Origin of the sequence: Alkalicoccobacillus porphyridii (assembly GCF_007293315.1) — a bacterium.
Lineage (GTDB): Bacteria > Bacillota > Bacilli > Bacillales > Bacillaceae_D > Alkalicoccobacillus > Alkalicoccobacillus porphyridii.
This window is the reverse complement of record NZ_VLXZ01000004.1, coordinates 122,612-138,549: the sequence shown is the minus strand read 5'-3', so window position 1 is coordinate 138,549 and position 15,938 is coordinate 122,612. Positions and strand designations below refer to the sequence as shown.

At 40.1% G+C, this 15,938-nt stretch carries 19 protein-coding genes; 6 read left to right on the top strand and 13 right to left on the bottom strand.

Going from position 1 to position 15,938, the window contains the following annotated elements; genetic code table 11:
• The first annotated feature begins 167 nt into the window (after window positions 1-167).
• The 3 genes from FN960_RS08115 to FN960_RS08105 all read left to right on the top strand — a co-directional run bounded on the left by FN960_RS08115 (window position 168) and on the right by FN960_RS08105 (window position 3,293).
• Window positions 168-1,181 (top strand): toxic anion resistance protein, encoded by a 1,014-nt coding sequence (locus FN960_RS08115; RefSeq protein WP_143848204.1) that lies wholly within the window; start codon window positions 168-170, stop codon window positions 1,179-1,181.
• Window positions 1,182-1,217: 36 nt separating this feature from the next.
• Window positions 1,218-2,132, top strand: coding sequence for a hypothetical protein (locus FN960_RS08110; protein WP_260681959.1), 915 nt, complete (start codon window positions 1,218-1,220; stop codon window positions 2,130-2,132).
• Between the two features lie 162 nt (window positions 2,133-2,294).
• Window positions 2,295-3,293 carry a DUF2777 family protein gene (locus tag FN960_RS08105; protein WP_143848203.1) on the top strand — a complete coding sequence of 333 codons (999 nt, stop codon included), beginning with the start codon at window positions 2,295-2,297 and terminating at the stop codon, window positions 3,291-3,293.
• Between the two features lie 28 nt (window positions 3,294-3,321).
• On the opposite strand, the gene FN960_RS08100 is transcribed toward FN960_RS08105, so the two are convergent.
• The 4 genes from FN960_RS08100 to FN960_RS08085 are packed head-to-tail and all read right to left on the bottom strand — an operon-like array spanning window position 3,322 to window position 6,611.
• A complete protein-coding gene (locus tag FN960_RS08100; protein ID WP_143848202.1) occupies window positions 3,322-4,788 on the bottom strand; it encodes a PH domain-containing protein in 1,467 nt (488 codons plus the stop codon).
• On the bottom strand, window positions 4,781-5,257 hold the full coding sequence (locus FN960_RS08095) for a PH domain-containing protein (protein ID WP_143848201.1): 477 nt from the start codon (window positions 5,255-5,257) through the stop codon (window positions 4,781-4,783). The genes FN960_RS08100 and FN960_RS08095 overlap by 8 nt, the downstream gene beginning before the upstream one ends.
• A complete protein-coding gene (locus tag FN960_RS08090) occupies window positions 5,254-5,478 on the bottom strand; it encodes a hypothetical protein (protein ID WP_143848200.1) in 225 nt (74 codons plus the stop codon). The genes FN960_RS08095 and FN960_RS08090 overlap by 4 nt, the downstream gene beginning before the upstream one ends.
• On the bottom strand, window positions 5,478-6,611 hold the full coding sequence (locus tag FN960_RS08085) for a conserved virulence factor C family protein (protein ID WP_143848199.1): 1,134 nt from the start codon (window positions 6,609-6,611) through the stop codon (window positions 5,478-5,480). The genes FN960_RS08090 and FN960_RS08085 overlap by 1 nt, the downstream gene beginning before the upstream one ends.
• A gap of 141 nt (window positions 6,612-6,752) precedes the next feature.
• On the opposite strand from FN960_RS08085, the gene FN960_RS08080 reads away from it, so the two are divergent.
• A complete protein-coding gene (locus tag FN960_RS08080) occupies window positions 6,753-7,475 on the top strand; it encodes a metallophosphoesterase family protein (RefSeq protein ID WP_143848198.1) in 723 nt (240 codons plus the stop codon).
• A gap of 407 nt (window positions 7,476-7,882) precedes the next feature.
• On the opposite strand, the gene FN960_RS08075 is transcribed toward FN960_RS08080, so the two are convergent.
• The 6 genes from FN960_RS08075 to ilvA form a co-directional block, all read right to left on the bottom strand.
• Window positions 7,883-8,302 (bottom strand): TlpA family protein disulfide reductase, encoded by a 420-nt coding sequence (locus FN960_RS08075; protein ID WP_143848197.1) that lies wholly within the window; start codon window positions 8,300-8,302, stop codon window positions 7,883-7,885.
• Window positions 8,299-8,739: a BrxA/BrxB family bacilliredoxin gene (locus FN960_RS08070; protein WP_143848196.1), complete on the bottom strand. Its 441-nt coding sequence runs from the start codon at window positions 8,737-8,739 to the stop codon at window positions 8,299-8,301. Before FN960_RS08070 ends, FN960_RS08075 begins: the two co-directional genes overlap by 4 nt.
• Before the next feature lie 7 nt (window positions 8,740-8,746).
• A complete protein-coding gene (locus FN960_RS08065) occupies window positions 8,747-9,094 on the bottom strand; it encodes a thioredoxin family protein (RefSeq protein ID WP_143848195.1) in 348 nt (115 codons plus the stop codon).
• 15 nt (window positions 9,095-9,109) lie between these two features.
• A complete protein-coding gene (gene rnz / locus FN960_RS08060) occupies window positions 9,110-10,036 on the bottom strand; it encodes a ribonuclease Z (protein WP_143848194.1) in 927 nt (308 codons plus the stop codon).
• Between the two features lie 21 nt (window positions 10,037-10,057).
• On the bottom strand, window positions 10,058-10,585 hold the full coding sequence (locus FN960_RS08055) for a type 1 glutamine amidotransferase domain-containing protein (protein ID WP_143848193.1): 528 nt from the start codon (window positions 10,583-10,585) through the stop codon (window positions 10,058-10,060).
• Window positions 10,586-10,724: 139 nt separating this feature from the next.
• The gene (gene ilvA, locus FN960_RS08050; RefSeq protein ID WP_143848192.1) at window positions 10,725-11,972 is read right to left on the bottom strand and encodes a threonine ammonia-lyase IlvA; all 1,248 of its coding nucleotides are present in this window, start codon (window positions 11,970-11,972) and stop codon (window positions 10,725-10,727) included.
• A 222-nt stretch (window positions 11,973-12,194) separates the two neighbouring features.
• Here ilvA and FN960_RS08045 point away from each other — a divergent pair, with 222 nt between their 5' ends.
• The gene (locus FN960_RS08045) at window positions 12,195-12,386 is read left to right on the top strand and encodes a hypothetical protein (RefSeq protein WP_143848191.1); all 192 of its coding nucleotides are present in this window, start codon (window positions 12,195-12,197) and stop codon (window positions 12,384-12,386) included.
• Window positions 12,387-12,411: 25 nt separating this feature from the next.
• Here the strand turns inward: FN960_RS08045 and FN960_RS08040 are convergent, their stop codons facing one another.
• From FN960_RS08040 to FN960_RS08030, 3 genes are all read right to left on the bottom strand, one after another.
• Window positions 12,412-12,810 (bottom strand): YppE family protein, encoded by a 399-nt coding sequence (locus tag FN960_RS08040; RefSeq protein ID WP_143848190.1) that lies wholly within the window; start codon window positions 12,808-12,810, stop codon window positions 12,412-12,414.
• 42 nt (window positions 12,811-12,852) lie between these two features.
• Window positions 12,853-13,389, bottom strand: coding sequence for a chromosome-anchoring protein RacA (gene racA, locus FN960_RS08035; RefSeq protein ID WP_143848189.1), 537 nt, complete (start codon window positions 13,387-13,389; stop codon window positions 12,853-12,855).
• A gap of 809 nt (window positions 13,390-14,198) precedes the next feature.
• Complete coding sequence (locus tag FN960_RS08030; RefSeq protein WP_143848188.1) at window positions 14,199-15,158, bottom strand: DUF2515 family protein; 960 nt, start codon at window positions 15,156-15,158, stop codon at window positions 14,199-14,201.
• Window positions 15,159-15,308: 150 nt separating this feature from the next.
• On the opposite strand from FN960_RS08030, the gene recU reads away from it, so the two are divergent.
• Window positions 15,309-15,914: a Holliday junction resolvase RecU gene (recU, locus tag FN960_RS08025; RefSeq protein ID WP_143848187.1), complete on the top strand. Its 606-nt coding sequence runs from the start codon at window positions 15,309-15,311 to the stop codon at window positions 15,912-15,914.
• Window positions 15,915-15,938 lie beyond the last annotated feature (24 nt).

Here is a 15,938-nt window from a genome sequence, read left to right as displayed (position 1 = left end):
GTTATCAATCGCCTTTATCCGCCTCTAGAATGATTGTCAAGCGACGATAATTCCTTCATAATAAAAGGTGTTGATACGTGTTTGCATTCACATTTGAAACATTTTTCAACATTATACGTATACAAAGCAAGCAGATAAATAGTCATCTTCATTAGGAGGTTAATGATATGAGTGAACAACAATCGGCATCCATGCCATCTGAAGTAATTAAAAAATACAAACAAGATGAAGATATGAATAGCCTTCTTGAATCTCTACAATCGTTAGGTGAGGAAGAACAGCGTGAAGCTGGTGAATCTCTTGAAGCCTTAAAGCGCCCTGTTCGAGAAATGATGGGAGACGATTCAAATGCCCTACCAAACCAATTGCATGAATTGCGTGAAATGGTGGCCATGCTTGAGCCTGATTACCTTAAAGATGGTCAAGTTAAAAAATGGTTTGACAAGGTGCTACGACGAAATCCAGTTGAACAATATGCTAAGAAATATCAAACGGTTGAAGCTCAAGTTGATCATATTATTGAAGGTTTATTAAGTGGAAAAGACAAATTAGAAGAAGATAATGTGATGCTTGTACAATTAAAGGGTATAGCTAGAGAAAGAATTGAGAAACTGAATACCCAAATACAACACGGAAATGAATTACACACTCTTCTTGAGCAAGAAATGACATCTGAAGAGTGGAAAGATAACCCGAACGAATTAAAAAAGGGTCAGGTAAAAATCACCACTCGCATTAAGAATATGTCACAGGCTGTGATGGTCCTTCAGCAATCACTAGCATCTGTGGACTTAATTATTGAAAACAACGAAAAACTTGAAGAAGCGATTTTTAATGCAATTACGATGACCAAAAATATTATCACTGTTACCGCTTCTATTCAGCTTGCGTTAAACAATCAACAAAAGGTCATAAAAGCTGTTCGTAACGTGAATGAAGCGACTGAATCTATGTTACTTTCAAATGCAGCCCTTCTTAAACAAAATACTGAGCAAACCCTTAAAACACTTGAAGAACCAGCTATTGCACTTGATGCATTCCGTAAAGCATATCAAGATGTGTTTGATGCTATTGAACTAACAGAGCAATCAAATGAGCGCATCGTAAAAAGCGGAAAGCAATTTATTATTGAAATGGATGAGCTGAATAAAGAAATGAAAACAAAGCTGATTGGAAAATAAACGTCATCTGGGCACTGGCATAAGGAGGAATACTCGATGCTGAAATCTATGCAGGATTCTGCATTCATGCGGTTTTTCATCCCATCTCACAAAAAACCAATAGATGAACATCTGCTAAGCGATGATACGACGTCCCGCCTTATTGCTGATACAGAACGCTTTCTATCAAAATTGGTTGATAAAGCAGATGGACGAAATCAAAAAAGAAATCTCAGGCGCAAACAAAAAGAGTGGACGATAAAATTACGTATCAATTATAAGCAAATCAAACTTTTTATTCAGGATTCTCGCTATTCAAGCTCCCCCGTTCATAAGCGAATCACGATCTCGTGCTACCGTAAATATGTAAAAGAGGAAAATGGCGTGGCCGCTTTTAAAGAGGCAACCATCCATTTTCTAAAAGACGGGCGCTCCCATGTACGTAGTTTAAAAGACTCCCCTCAATTCAGAGGGGTATTTTATCAAATTTATAGGCTGGATCAAGCTTATGTGCATGGGGGCAAACAGGTAAAAACCTCCCTTGAGCTTCTTTCAAATCAAGAAAAGCAACTGAGCGCTTCTTATACGGATGATATTAGACTGTTAGTGGAGGAAAGCAAAAGATATGTAGAAACGATCAGGCATTTTTCAATTGATGGGATGATTGAAAATCGCTTGCTACGCATCACTCAACATGTTCAAAAGCTACAAAGCGATTTTCATTTTCTTGATTTTGAACAAAGGCATACCGTTAGAAGGATGCTGCGGGAAGATATTCCAAAATTATTGAACATGTACTTAAGTCTATCTTTAAAGCACCAGCTGGAACAAAAAGAAAATGTGTTTGTTTCTTTATCAAAAATGGAGTTAACACTTATCACATACACAAAATACCTTGAAGAGGTTCGTCTGGAGCACATGAATCATCTGATTCGTCTCCAATCAAAAAGATATGGAAACCAACCGGACTAAAAGAGAAAAGACACGGCTAAATCAATTAAATTAGCTCGTGTTTTTTTGTTCCTTCTCTTGCGATTTTAAATGGCAATTGGCATAATAGACTATAATCAACACGTGAATAGGAAAGAAAACCATAGAGGTTAAATTAAAGAGTTTAAAAAGGTGAGGGTGGCCATGGACCGAGTACAGGCACAGAAAGCGATAGGTAAAAAAGTGGTTATTAATGAGGGAGATGAAGGTCGCTATATAGGAGAATTACTTGAAGTAATGACTGAACCAAAGCGTCCTTGGAAAGGCAAAGTTAGAATACTTTCTGTGCTTACTCTTCCTCAGCATATCATTAGCAAAGGTCAAATTAATGTAAACAAAATGAAATTTAAAGATGCACAAGTAGCTATTGTTACAGGTAATAAGATTGCTTTAGCACCCGCTCATATACACAATGAATCATTTTCGCAATCCATTGCCAGCAGTCTTCGAAAGAAATACCAGGAGTTAAAAAAGAACCCTGGTGATCAAGTGGAGCTTCTCGAGACATTAGAACAATATATGAGTAAGTTAAAAGCCGTTAAGCAAAGACCAGATCGACCTCATAAACCACAAAGCCATGAGTTTGAGAAGATGGCTAAATATACACTACAATCAAACGATTCTTCTTTTTATTTTATTAATGATTATGGTGAAATCCTTCCACTTTCAGGGTCTACTTTTGAGTTTGCGTGGAATCATCATTCTTCTTGGTATAAAGGAAGATACGAAGCTAATGGCGTCTTTGTTAGTCACGAGGGTCAGCGTTTTACCGCTAAAGAGGGAGACGTGTTTTATATGGATGAACAACAGTTTAATCCATATTTCATCTGGAAAAATGAGCTGGAACCAGCTGCGTTGAGTGCTTTTCATAACAGTCTTCAAGCATTTGGTATGACTGATGAAGACCTCTCCCATTGTCATAATGCTTTACTTAATCAGTTACTAGGTAGCCAGAATACGCAAAGCTTTAAAGGAGTCAGCTTTTTAACATTTAGTAGCCCGGAATTATATGTGCTCGTACAACACCATTTTGATCGGACATTATATAAAGATAAAGAAGATCAAATTTATGACCGATTTGAATTTACAACAGATAAAGGACAGCGCTCAGTTGTCTTCTACTCTAACGCTTTTTCAAAATAATGAGGACTGGACTAAAAAAGATGAGCAATTATAGCTCATCTTTTTTTTCTGCATATGAATACCACTGTAGCATTCGATCTCCTTCTTCTCTTGATAGATCACTTAGAAAAAAGGCTTTACCTGAGATACTTGATTGCACGGTAACTTTATATGTGGCCAGACCCTGCCATGATTGTAAAAACGATTCACTTGTTTCAGCAGCCTGCACCTTCCACCTTGGAGCCATCACTTCTATTAGACTAAAGGTACGATAGCGAATGTACATAAAATCTTGATAGGAACCCGATCCACCCGCTTTATAGGTTAACCAGGCAAGCATTGCGCATAAGGCAATAAGAAGTATCCCCAAATATCCAAATGGCGAGAAGAAATAAATGGCCACTCCAGTTATTATGATTGGAAAAGCCGTATAACGAACCAATAACCTCCATAATGCGCGCTGAGGTAACGAAGTGTACTGTTTTTCAAATGAATAGTCAGGCAAGATTTCAGCTAACACTGTGTGTAAATCGGATTTTTTGACTAGAGGAATGAGTAGAGTTGAAGCTTGTTCATCCTTAGTGCCTCCCCCTGCACTTTCCACATATACCGATACGAACCCAAGGGGCTGGCGGAGTATATTCTGAACAAGCCTGACACTTGTGATCCGATTCAATTGCAAAGTTAGTTGACGCCTTTCAAGCAAACCTCTGGAGATAACAAGCTCTTTTCCAAAGTGTTCAATTTTAAATCCACCATATTTAATGATGGCAAATACGCTAGATAAGGCCCATGACACTAATAAAGCAAGAAAGGCTATTCCAATAAAGGCTAGCACCATTGAAAAACCAACCTGGGTCACAAAACCAAATGTGTTATCCAACCAATTATTCGGAATAAATTGATAAAACTGTCCAAATAATGCGCCAACGGCTGAGAATATGAGTCCTACACCGCTGGATGTTAGAGCCATTGCAATTAAGCGTTCGGTCCCAAGCTCCCATGTCTTTTCCGGAACATAGGTGGATGATTGCTCTTCTTGATCCTGCTCTATCTCCCCATGTTCATCTTCCGTTTTTAGCTCAGAGCGTCTTTCAAGTAGCTCTTTACGTATGGCTTCGGCTTCGGCTTTTGTGACCGCTGTTAATCTTGCTTCAGCCTCTGGCCCACCACCGGCTGTTTCAATTTCGACACTCACCATTCCAAATAGTCGTTGGAGCACACCTGCTGTAATATCAATACTTTGAACCCGCTGTTTTTGAATGTATTTCTTCTTCTTCACAAAGATCCCTTTTTGAATATAAAGCTGACCTTCTTGCAGACGATAGTAAAATGTAAGCCACGTTAACACAGAGCTTATAATGGTTAAAGCAAGAATGGCTATCCAGGCGAAGCGTAAATGTGAATCATCGGAACTAATAAAAAATATAGCAATAATCGGGATAATGGCGTTTTTAACCGCTGTCAAAAAAGAGATCAGCAGTGCGGAAGGATGAAGCCTTTTAAGATTATTCATCAATGGCCACCGCTGCCAATCTGGCAATCTGATCCCTTAGTTGATCTGCTTCTTCAATAGGCAGGACAGGAATACGATGAGTGGTAGCTGCTGTTTGAATTTCTACTGATGCCATCTTATAACGACGTAAGATTGGTCCCTGTTCCGTCTCAACATGCTGAATTCTTGTCATTGGAACCAGGGTACGCCGGACAATGAGCACCCCTTGTTGAATATCAATTTCCTGCTCATGTACCTGATAGCGAAATCTCCGCCATTGGATAGGCGGCCAAATGATAATAAAGGCCAAAATATAAAGGATAAAAACAGCTACTAACACATATAGAATCCACGAAGGTAATTCGATAAAGCGTTGAAGAATTAGAAATCCTACTGGTAGGAGTAAAATAAACAATCCTTCAAAGCTTCGTTGAATTCGCCAAATCGTTATTGATTTCTTTGAGAGCCGATTAGAAGGAGCCTCTCTCATCCTTCGTCTTCCTCATCGTCCGTCACATAAACGAGTTCCACTCCTTGCTCCTCTAGCCACTTCAGCAGCTTTTGATTTAATTCTTGGTCATATAGAAGGCCAATTGATTCTACAAGCTCTACCTCTTTGAGGTCCCCTACCTTAGCATCCTCCATCATCTCAAGTAAATCAGTAAGTTCCTTTGCTTCAAATTCATTTAATAATTCCTGTTCAATTGACATTATGATTCCTCCCGATTAGTCCTAGCTTCTGTCATTTGCTTCCAAACAGAGCCCTTCGCCTTTTCGCCACCCTCTATTCGTTCAAGAGCCATTTTGGCTTGTAAAGCGACTTCAAATTCAGCGTCCTTCTCTGCTTCTTTTAAAGCATCGATAGCCGTTTCGTCTCCCTCTTCATATAAAAACATAGCTGCTCTCCAGCGAACCAGTTTACTTTTATCTTGTAAGGATGTAATCATAGCAGGAATCGCTGCTGGGTCTCCAAGATCCGATACACAATCACCCGCAGTTCTTCTAACGGTGATCGATGGATCCTGTAATGCTTGATATAAATAAGGAAGAATTGACTCATCTTCTAGCATGCCGAGATAAACTACTGCTAATCTGCGGATCGAAGCTTTTTCATCGTTTAGAGCCTTTTCTAATACCGGTAAGTCCGAAAGCTTTGGATTCATTTGATCTAATGCTTCATATCGCTTACGCCAATCCTCATCTTCTAGCATCTCCAACGTGACTGTATAACGATCCTCAAATGCTGAAACCTGATTCTCGTCACGATTGACGGCACTTTTTATTAAAGCATCTAAACGTCGTTGCGGATAGGAAGCAGATACTTCCTCCGCCACCTCTTTAGCAATGACATCAAGCTCTCCGTATCGTACTCCCTGGTCCACCCATTTTCTTTCCAACACAACATTGTCCTCTGGCAGCTGCGCCGCGGCAATGGCTGTGGCAAAACGCTCAGGTAGCCCTTCCCTTTTTTCCTGTTCTCCATCTGTTAATTTTATTTGCATTGGAATGTCTTTAAACATTTGAAGCTGCACTGTGACCTCACCGTAACCATCGAGGTTGGTCTCTTCATCTACAGACTCTTCACTGCCCTCTCCAAAAACCTCTCGAACTTTAGGCAGAATAACTTTCCAATCTACCTTAGGGTGGCGATCAATCGCTAAAAAATCAGCCACATGGTAAACCGATTTTACTCCCTCTATCGAAAATAATTCTTGAATAAAGGCTGGTGCTTCCGCAGAGTTGGATGCTTGGTATGTATTACGCGAACCACCTTTAATATGTTCACTTACAATTAATTTCATTGTATTAGGACTTGGTGTTGGTTCTATTGATATAATTTTCATATTGATCTGCTCCTTCCTTATACAGCCCGATTTTAACACAATTTTGGGAGGTTAAACAATTGTATACACTTATATAGGTGGTTTCTGCACGCAATTTTTGCTATTCTCTGTTACACTATATAATAAAGGAGGTAAGGCTAGATGAAACTTGCTTTTTTATCAGATATTCATGGAAATGCTACTGCGCTTGAGGCTGTACTTAATGAGCTTAACCAGCAGGAAATTGATAAGATCTACATATTAGGTGACCTTTGCTTTAGAGGGCCTGAACCTAAGAGAGTGCTTGAAATTATTCATGGGTTATCAAATGTTGAAGTGATTAAAGGAAATGCCGATGAGTGGTTAACGGATGGATTTCGTGATGGCGAATTTCCGGAAGATGCGTTGGCAGTGCTAAACGAAGAACGCAACTGGACTTTGCAAAGGCTTACAGATGAAGATTTAGACTATCTAATACAACTGCCAAAAGAAATTCTATTGGATGAGTTAGATTCAATTATCCATGCATTTCACGCCACACCTGACAGTTTATACGAAGTTGTGCCAGCAGATGATGCGCAAAAGATTGAAGATGTGATTATGCAAAAAGATGAAGCAGACATTTATATATATGGTCATACCCATATCCCTTACGTTCGTTCCATGCACGGAAAAAGTGTCATTAACACGGGTAGTGTTGGTCTTCCATTTGACGGTCACCCCCTTGCTTCTTATGTAGTTGTAGATATTGAAGAAGGAAGACATCGATTCCATTTAAATCGAGTTCCTTATAATCGTGAACATGTGGTGGAATTGTATCGTCAAAGTGGGTATCCAAACCTTAAAGCACTAGGAACCGTCATCTATTACGGCGTTCGTCCATAAAGACAAAGTTAAGCTGGGATAGAAGTATTATAACTATAGAAAAGCTGAACAACATTGGATTGTTCAGCTTTTTATTGTATAAAAGGAAACTTTGGAGAGTAACTGAATATGGGTTCTTTGGCTGCCGCTCTCGAAAATGGGGGCGCTTACCAGAGGCAAGGTAATGAGCTAACTCGACTTAGTCGCGTTAACTCATTGAACCTTTTCATCCCACAGGTGTCGGCCCTCCATTTTCGTCCGCTTAATAAGTGGCAGATATCGAGTTTTATACACAGATATGAGGAATTACTCTCGGGAAACATCACATATATTCCATACCGTATGAAAGCAGACTATTCTACTATAGCTGCATTGTTCATCTTTTTACCTGAAAGAAATACTTCTGTCTTAACCACGCTTTGTTTGTTTTATGTGATTAGAGGTGCAAGTCCAGTAGTAATTTCTTGAAAGCTAGCCTGGTCTCCATATGTTGCTATGATTTGGTGATCCCGATCTAACAAGACAGTTGTCGGAACTCCTTTGCATCCGTAAGCATCATATACCGTTCTGCCGTCATCTTGTAGCACTGGAAAGCTGTATCCTTGATCCTTCACAAACGCTTCGATATGTTCAATGCGTTCTCTAGCCGTCACATTGATCATCAGCATATGCAGCTTTGTTTGATCCATGACTTGAAACAATCGCTGTTTATAAGAAAGGTCCACTCTTGAATCAGGGCACCAGCTTGTCCAAAAGGTCAGCATGACTGCCTTCCCAGCAAACTGATCTAAGGACCAGTTTGCCTTTGTTTGCGTGTGTATTAAGGTGAATGTTGGTGCTTTACTCATGATTTTTGGCAGTAATTGTTATAGGCAAGTGCCAAATCGCGAATAATTGTTTCAGGCTCTTGTCCTTCAATGCTCTCACGCGGGATGAAATGTACTGGCTTGTTCCCTTTAAATAGAGCCATGGAAGGTGATGATGGTGGAACATCTGGCAAATAAGAGCGTAGCTGAGCTGTCGCTTCCTTATCCTGACCGGCAAAAACTGTTACCAGGTGGTCCGGTGTATGATCATGTAAAAGGGAGGTAACAGCAGATGGTCTTGCTAGTCCCGCTGCACAACCACACACAGAGTTAATCACAACAAGAGTTGTACCCTCTGCTTCATTCATATACTCATCCACTTGATCTGCGGTTAATAGCTCTTTAAACCCTGCATCAGTAAGCTCTGAACGCATTGGAAGAACCACTTGTTTCATATATTCGTCATAATGCATAGACATAAAAAATTCACTCTCCTTTAATAGTCAAAACATGTTTATCTCTTTTTACGTAAGGTTCAAGCAATGAATAAAGAGCTGGGATCGAATGAAAGGCATAGACCCTCTTCGTACCGAGTCCCTTTTGAAAAACGAGCAAGCATGGCACACTTTGAATATGCCACTTCTGGGCAAATTGTGGGTAGTGGTTAATATTTAATTGCCCAAGCTCAAGTTGATCATATGTTTGCTCCAATATTTCAAGCATCGAGGCCGCTCGTTTACACGTTCCACATAGTGGCGTATAGACAAATAAAATAAACAGCTCTTGCTTTTCCTGCAAACGATGTTCTATCTGTCCTGCTGTGAGCTCTATCATATTACTTCCCCTGCCTTACCTTTCTTTTGCCTGAAGTGTATAGACCAGTAAGTCATTCGCTACCATAGTCCCCTCATAGGCTTCTGCCGCTTCTTGCTTCAGTTCCTCTTCCTCCATCACATATCTAGAGCTGATATGAGTCAGAATGAGCTGCTTAACATTAGCGGCTTTGGCAATGGAGGCTGCATCAGCAATAGTGGAATGTCCAAATTCATGCGCATCCACTTCTCTACCCGACCGGAACGTAGCTTCATGTATGAGCAGATCTGCAGATTCAGCGAAAGCAATTAATTCAATAACTGGCTTTGAGTCACCAGCTATAACAACGACTCTGCCAGGCTTTTCAGGCCCGAGGAATTCCTGACCATGAAGAATTCGTCCGTCAGCCAACTCCACAGATTCCCCTTGCTTTAATTTTTGATACACGGGTCCGGGTTCTACATTTAGGCTTCTTAATTTCTCTACATCAAGTATGCCCGGTTTCGGCTTCTCTTTTATCCTAAAGGCAAAACTATCTAATGTATGCTGTAAAGCAAGAACTGAGACCTCTGCAAAGTCTGTATCAATGATTAACCCATGCTCCACCTCTACAATAATAAGCTCATAACGCAAGTATGTCGCTGAAACATTTAAGGAAGCTTGAATAAAGGCTTCCAACCCTGGTGGTCCATAAATTGTGATTGGAGTGACTGCTCCTTGAAACGATCTTGTGCCTAAAAAGCCAGGTAAACCGTAGATATGATCCCCATGTAAATGGGTTATAAAAACCCGGTCAATTCGAGAGGGAGATATTGCAGACCTCATCAGTTGATGCTGTGTGGCTTCACCACAATCAAAAAGCCACTGAGCACCTTTTTGTTGCAAGAAGCGTACAGCTAAACTACTGACATTACGTGTCAGTGACGGAACACCTGCACCGGTGCCAAGAAAATGAAATTCCATACAAGCCTCTCCATTACTAATTCATTTTTCATTCGCTAATAAATCAGCGAATTGTTTAGCGTACGGCGGCAAATCAGGTGGACGTCGACTAGAGACAATGTGCCCATCTACAATAACAGCCTCATCTAACCACGTGGCGCCAGCATTCTCCATATCGTCCCGAATCCCCGGTGTACTTGTTACAGTTCTTCCTTTTAGGATCCCAGCAGAAATCAAGACCCAGCCCGCGTGACAGATTTGACCGATTGGTTTTTGATCCCTGTCCATCTCCTTTATAATACTAAGAAGCTTTGAATAACGCCTAAGCTTATCTGGTGCCCATCCTCCAGGTACTAAAACGGCATCATATTGATCCGATTCGATGTCATCGTACGAATAAACGGACGTTGCTGGTACTCCATATTTACCCACATACGTATGATTGGCTTTATCACCAACTAAATCCACAGTGGCTCCTTCTTCCTGTAAACGCAGAATCGGATACCAAAGCTCCAAATCTTCAAATTCCTCATCTACAACGGCCAATATCTTTTTATCCTGTAAACGCAACCTGATCCAATCCTTTCTATATCGCTTTGCTACAAGTATATCATGTAGCGCACCTCAGCCAAAATCATAGGGCTAGTTGGATGAAAAAGACCGGTGCCGTTAACAATCTGCACCGATCTCATTCGTTCGAACTATTTGCTTAAATTAACAAGTGAAATAAATGCTCATCCTTATTAATCTCTTGATATTCATAATTCTTTTCTTTAAGTTTATCGATTAGTCTTCCATAATCCTTATTGTAGGCTAATTCAATTCCTATCAGTACAGGTCCATTTGAGCGGTTGTTCTTTTTTGTATATTCAAATCGAGTGATATCATCCTCTGGCCCAAGTACCTCTTGAATAAACTCTCTTAGTGCCCCGGCACGCTGAGGGAATTGAATCATGAAATAGTGCTGAAGCCCTTCATAGATTAATGAGCGTTCGCGCATCTCTTCCATCCTTCCAATATCATTATTTCCCCCACTGACTACACACACTACCGTTTTACCTTTAATTTGATCTCGGTAAAAGTCCAGCGCAGCTATTGGCATTGCCCCTGCAGGTTCTGCCACGATCGCATTTTGATTGTATAGCTCAAGAATGGTTGTACAAATCTTGCCTTCAGGAACCAAAATAATGTCATCAAGCGTCTCACTGCAAATTTCAAATGCCAGATCTCCCACTCGTTTGACCGCTGCCCCGTCTACAAATTTATCAATGTGCTCAAGCTCAACCACTTCTCCAGCCTTAAGCGACTCCTTCATGGACGCTGCTCCCAAAGGTTCACAGCCAATCATCTTTGTGCTAGGACTTACGCTTTTTATGTATGTACTAATTCCACTAATTAATCCGCCCCCACCAATGGAAGAAAAGATGTAATCGATTGGCGTGTCTGTGTCATTAAGAATCTCCATGCCTACAGTTCCTTGGCCTGCTATGATCTTCTCTTGATTAAATGGATGAATAAAAGCCATATCGTGGTCCTGACAATAAACCATGGCCTCATTATACGAATCGTCAAATGTATCGCCAACCAAGATAACCTCAACAAATTCACGTCCAAAGAAGTTAACTTGATCTACTTTTTGGCGCGGCGTGGTTGTTGGCATAAAGATCTTTCCTTTGATCTTAAGGGCTTGACAGGAGTACGCCACTCCCTGCGCATGATTACCTGCGCTTGCGCATACCACACCTTTACTTAACTCTTCTTGTGAAAGGCTGGAAATTTGATAAAAGGCTCCTCTGATTTTGAAGGAGCGTACGACTTGAAGGTCTTCTCGTTTTAGATACACATTGCATTCATACCGCTCAGATAAAACCTGATCCAACTGCAGGGGAGTATGTGTTACAACATCTTTAATTCGCTGATGTGCAATCATAATGTCTTCAAGATGAACGGTGCTCATTCTACTAAATCCTTTCGGTCTTCTTGCCCGTAACGATTACTGACAGTGACTTGTCTTATTTTCAACACATGTAAATATCATTAGTTTAACATATTGACATAGGTTTGGTAAGCAAACGAGAGAGAGATTTATCCTCAAATGAAAAATTACTCAATTTTCGTTTGATTATCCTCGCATAGTTTTTTATACTGATACATGAAAGACGAAACGGAGGGGTATGGCATGTGGATGAAGACAAGCCTTTTAGCAATTGCTGTAATGCTTTTAACAACAGTGCCGTTGAAAGCGGTTCAAGCAGCATCTGAAACTGCCGCAGAATCAGAGCCTATGGGCTTGTTTGCGACGGTATTAGCTATTTTTTCTTTTGCAACACTTGCACTTATGACTTTTTACGCTGTTAGAGATAATAATTAATACACAAAAACGGGACGATACCTTATTAGGATCGTTCCGTTTTTTGTATGATATCTTCATCTAACACATCACTTACTTGCTTTAAGACATACGCAACTGCTTTAAAGGTTTCGATTTGTTTTTTTAGCCCCGTTTCAGGATAAAAAGACTTTATAGCGACCACTTCAAGATTATCCACCGTCTGAGTTAATTGATTAAGATGAAGGTCTTTAGGAAGTTTGGCTTCAACTAATTCATTAGCTAAGGGCAACCATTCTTCAGAACGCTCTTTAATCTCGTCTGCAAATGGCTTCACCATTCCAAAAAAATCGACCTCGTAGCCATCTGTTCTTGTCTCATTTAAATATATATTTTCTGCATATTGGTTCAGCTCTAGTAAACGTGTTGTATGCGCCCTAAGCTGCGTATACTGTTCCGGTTTCATAATAATCCCTCCAGCTCTCAGTGTACCAGAGCGATCGCTTACTTAAAAGGTAAACATATGCAAAAACGTTTTCCACTTTTTTCGACCGCCGCCACCCGAAGCAATAGGTAGTTCATTATCCTCCTGGTGCTCATGTTGCTGAGCTTCCATTCTTATTAAACGATTTTCAAGTCTTTTTAATAAAGTAGTCATGTCATCTATTTCTGCACGGTGCTTTAATAACTGGTAGCTTACAACCTCGTCGGCTTTTTGTGCTAATTTCACATCAATTTCCTTCAGGTGATCCATCATTTCATGAAGTTTTTGTTCATACTCATTTGTTGATATTGCCGGAGTCTGTTTGGGCAGAGGCTGATTTAATTTCTCCAACTGACTAAGCTCAATTTCTTTCATTTTTTTTCCCGACTTTAATTGCTGACTAATAAACATGAATAATCTTGCTTGCTCTTTTGAGTATACGTGGTGTCCTAGCTCGTTTTGTCTACATTCAATGTCAAAATACTTTGTCCACCTTTGAACAGTGGTTGGATTAACCCCAAGTTGATCCGAAATATCCTTCGTTTTTAATGTACCGTCCATCTGCCTTCCTCCTTTTTAAGCATTCAAATGGCTGGCGTAGTCCAGCTCCTATGCCCCAAATTCTGCATGTACCTAACAAGTCCCTGCACACCTGACAAAACTAGTTCCTATTCGGCAAACAAAGTATGGTTTTTCAATCATTCGACTTTCTACATACTTCATCGCTTTTTGCGCACGCTAAGAAAAATACACAAGAGAGGAGGGTTTTTAATTGAAGGAAAATCGCAACCGCTCTGATAAAGAAAACAAAAAGACAGACAAAAATGTAAATCCCACTTCGATTACAGATAAAAAGCTAGGTGGGCCAAATAAGCCTGCTGAATAATTAATAGTAAAAGTCTCTCTTACCTACAAGCTGAACACTCAATTGTTCAGCTTTTTTATTGTAAATGGTGGACGGATCATGTGTTGTCTCTTCGGCTGCCGCTCCCGAAAATGGGGGCACGCTTACCGCGGGGAGGTACCTGCGCTAACTCGACTACATCGATTTATCTCAATGAACCTCTTCATCGAGGTCACTGAAAAACGATCTTTATAAGACTGCAAATGTTCTACAATTGTTTAAGTTATAACGTTAGCGGAAGGAGTACCTGTAGACTCCTACGGAACAGAACGCGGCAGACAGACATTGAAGTGGCACACTTCCACTTCAAGGGCTGAGGCCGTTCCCGTGGAAAGCGTAGGTTTCTCCTGTAGCGGTGCATGAACTCATTTATAGATGACTTTTACAGTGGCCTCCTCTTCATCCCGCAGGTGTCGGCCCTCCATTTTCGTCCGCTTGGTGAGAGGCGGGCATCAAGTTTATAATTTTATGGATTAAGCAATTGCTTACACTTATACGCGGCGTAGATTGCGACCCACTTTTGTTGGATCCAGTGGTCTCGGGCGACAGGTGTCCATTCTTTTATAGGAGCGAAATATTGTTCGATTTTTGTGTGATGAGAATACCAGTCTGCTCTCTTTTGATATGGATGATGAATGCGGGGATATACCAAACGTAATGGAAAGCTATTTACCTGAGGGGACCAATTTGTTAATGTAGCATAGTCATTTCGTGAACCGGTGTGAGGATGTCTGCGACTAAACGTATATACATAAGGGTAGACGCTAGGATGAAACAATAAATAAGCTAGCCTCCTCCCTAACTTAATACGTTCTGCAACCAGATGAAACCGTCGTACGTATAATGTATATAGTGAGCCAGTATCACTAGGAAAAACAACATAGCTAAAATGAGTAAGCTGCTCCATTTTATAAAACAATTTTTGGGAAATTAGGTCTTGGTACAGTTTCGTTTGAATGACTGCCTTTTGTAGCACATGCTGTTCATTAATGATCAGTGCCGTGCATAGTCGATCTTCGTCACGCTTATGCCAGAATCGGAGCCATTCTTCGATCATAAAGGATGAAACATTAAAGTTTGCTAATAGATGAAAAAGTGGCTTCCCTTCTATTTTTGATTGTTCATAGAGTAACAATTGTGGACAAGCATCATCAAAGATAGTCCAATTACCTGATTCGTATACATTAAATAAATGTAATCGGTCAGATTCGTCTAATAACGTCTGAAACCATACATTACGTAAGTCTGTCATATTCCAACCAGCATTTCTAGAAACCATGGATGCTAAGAAAGACCATTTTATTTCTGGGTGTCGTTTAAAAAAGTGTTGATAAAATACGGTACGTGAAATATTGTCGATATTCTCACTTGTTGTTTTTTTCCTAATCTGCATTGTCAATTGATCTTGTTGAGATATTATCGACATTTTTATGCTCCTTTCACGAAAATTTCACGAACTTATGTTTTCATTACATACACTTTTTCGTGTGATATGATATGATACGGTTTGAACCTTACAATAGCTTGTACGGTCTAACGCCAAAACATACAGTGAATTGTGGGAGGGTAACGTCATATGGTAATCCGATATCCGGATGGGAAAAAGTATGCTGCACTACAGACGGCTCCCAACACCAGAAAGTCATCGAAGTCAGGCATCACATACAGTAATCGAGGCATGACACTTGAAGAAGATATTAATCAAACCAATCTATACTATCTTGAAAATCAAGTAGCTGTTATTCATAAAAAACCAACACCAGTACAAATAGTTGATGTTCACTATCCTAAGCGCAGTGCCGCTGTTATTAAGGAGGCTTATTTTAAACAAGCGTCAACGACTGATTACAACGGAGTGTTTAAAGGTCGGTACATTGACTTTGAGGCTAAGGAAACTAAAAACAAAACCTCCTTCCCTCTTAAAAATTTTCATGATCATCAAATCCACCATATGAAGCAAGTACGATCACAAGAAGGCATTTGTTTTGTATTGTTACGATTTTCTACCACCGATGAAGTGTTTTTATTAGATGCTTCCATTTTAATAAATTATTATGAGAATCAAGAAGAGCGTAAATCATTACGTAAAGAGGATATTCAAACGCATGGATACCAAGTCCCGATTGGATATGCACCAAGACTTGATTACTTACAGATTGTTCAATCCATCTATTTTGCTTGAACATGACTTAAAAAGGAGAACGAG

Excerpts from the sequence above, each read along its gene's own strand:
- FN960_RS08115 (WP_143848204.1), top strand. The coding sequence starts at position 168 with ATGAGTGAACAACAATCGGCATCCATGCCATCTGAAGTAATTAAAAAA.
- FN960_RS08110 (WP_260681959.1), top strand. The coding sequence starts at position 1,218 with ATGCTGAAATCTATGCAGGATTCTGCATTCATGCGGTTTTTCATCCCA.
- FN960_RS08105 (WP_143848203.1), top strand. The coding sequence starts at position 2,295 with ATGGACCGAGTACAGGCACAGAAAGCGATAGGTAAAAAAGTGGTTATT.
- FN960_RS08100 (WP_143848202.1), bottom strand. The coding sequence starts at position 4,788 with ATGAATAATCTTAAAAGGCTTCATCCTTCCGCACTGCTGATCTCTTTT.
- FN960_RS08095 (WP_143848201.1), bottom strand. The coding sequence starts at position 5,257 with ATGAGAGAGGCTCCTTCTAATCGGCTCTCAAAGAAATCAATAACGATT.
- FN960_RS08090 (WP_143848200.1), bottom strand. The coding sequence starts at position 5,478 with ATGTCAATTGAACAGGAATTATTAAATGAATTTGAAGCAAAGGAACTT.
- FN960_RS08085 (WP_143848199.1), bottom strand. The coding sequence starts at position 6,611 with ATGAAAATTATATCAATAGAACCAACACCAAGTCCTAATACAATGAAA.
- FN960_RS08080 (WP_143848198.1), top strand. The coding sequence starts at position 6,753 with ATGAAACTTGCTTTTTTATCAGATATTCATGGAAATGCTACTGCGCTT.
- FN960_RS08075 (WP_143848197.1), bottom strand. The coding sequence starts at position 8,302 with ATGAGTAAAGCACCAACATTCACCTTAATACACACGCAAACAAAGGCA.
- FN960_RS08070 (WP_143848196.1), bottom strand. The coding sequence starts at position 8,739 with ATGTCTATGCATTATGACGAATATATGAAACAAGTGGTTCTTCCAATG.
- FN960_RS08065 (WP_143848195.1), bottom strand. The coding sequence starts at position 9,094 with ATGATAGAGCTCACAGCAGGACAGATAGAACATCGTTTGCAGGAAAAG.
- rnz (WP_143848194.1), bottom strand. The coding sequence starts at position 10,036 with ATGGAATTTCATTTTCTTGGCACCGGTGCAGGTGTTCCGTCACTGACA.
- ilvA (WP_143848192.1), bottom strand. The coding sequence starts at position 11,972 with ATGAGCACCGTTCATCTTGAAGACATTATGATTGCACATCAGCGAATT.
- FN960_RS08045 (WP_143848191.1), top strand. The coding sequence starts at position 12,195 with ATGTGGATGAAGACAAGCCTTTTAGCAATTGCTGTAATGCTTTTAACA.
- FN960_RS08040 (WP_143848190.1), bottom strand. The coding sequence starts at position 12,810 with ATGAAACCGGAACAGTATACGCAGCTTAGGGCGCATACAACACGTTTA.
- racA (WP_143848189.1), bottom strand. The coding sequence starts at position 13,389 with ATGGACGGTACATTAAAAACGAAGGATATTTCGGATCAACTTGGGGTT.
- FN960_RS08030 (WP_143848188.1), bottom strand. The coding sequence starts at position 15,158 with ATGTCGATAATATCTCAACAAGATCAATTGACAATGCAGATTAGGAAA.
- recU (WP_143848187.1), top strand. The coding sequence starts at position 15,309 with ATGGTAATCCGATATCCGGATGGGAAAAAGTATGCTGCACTACAGACG.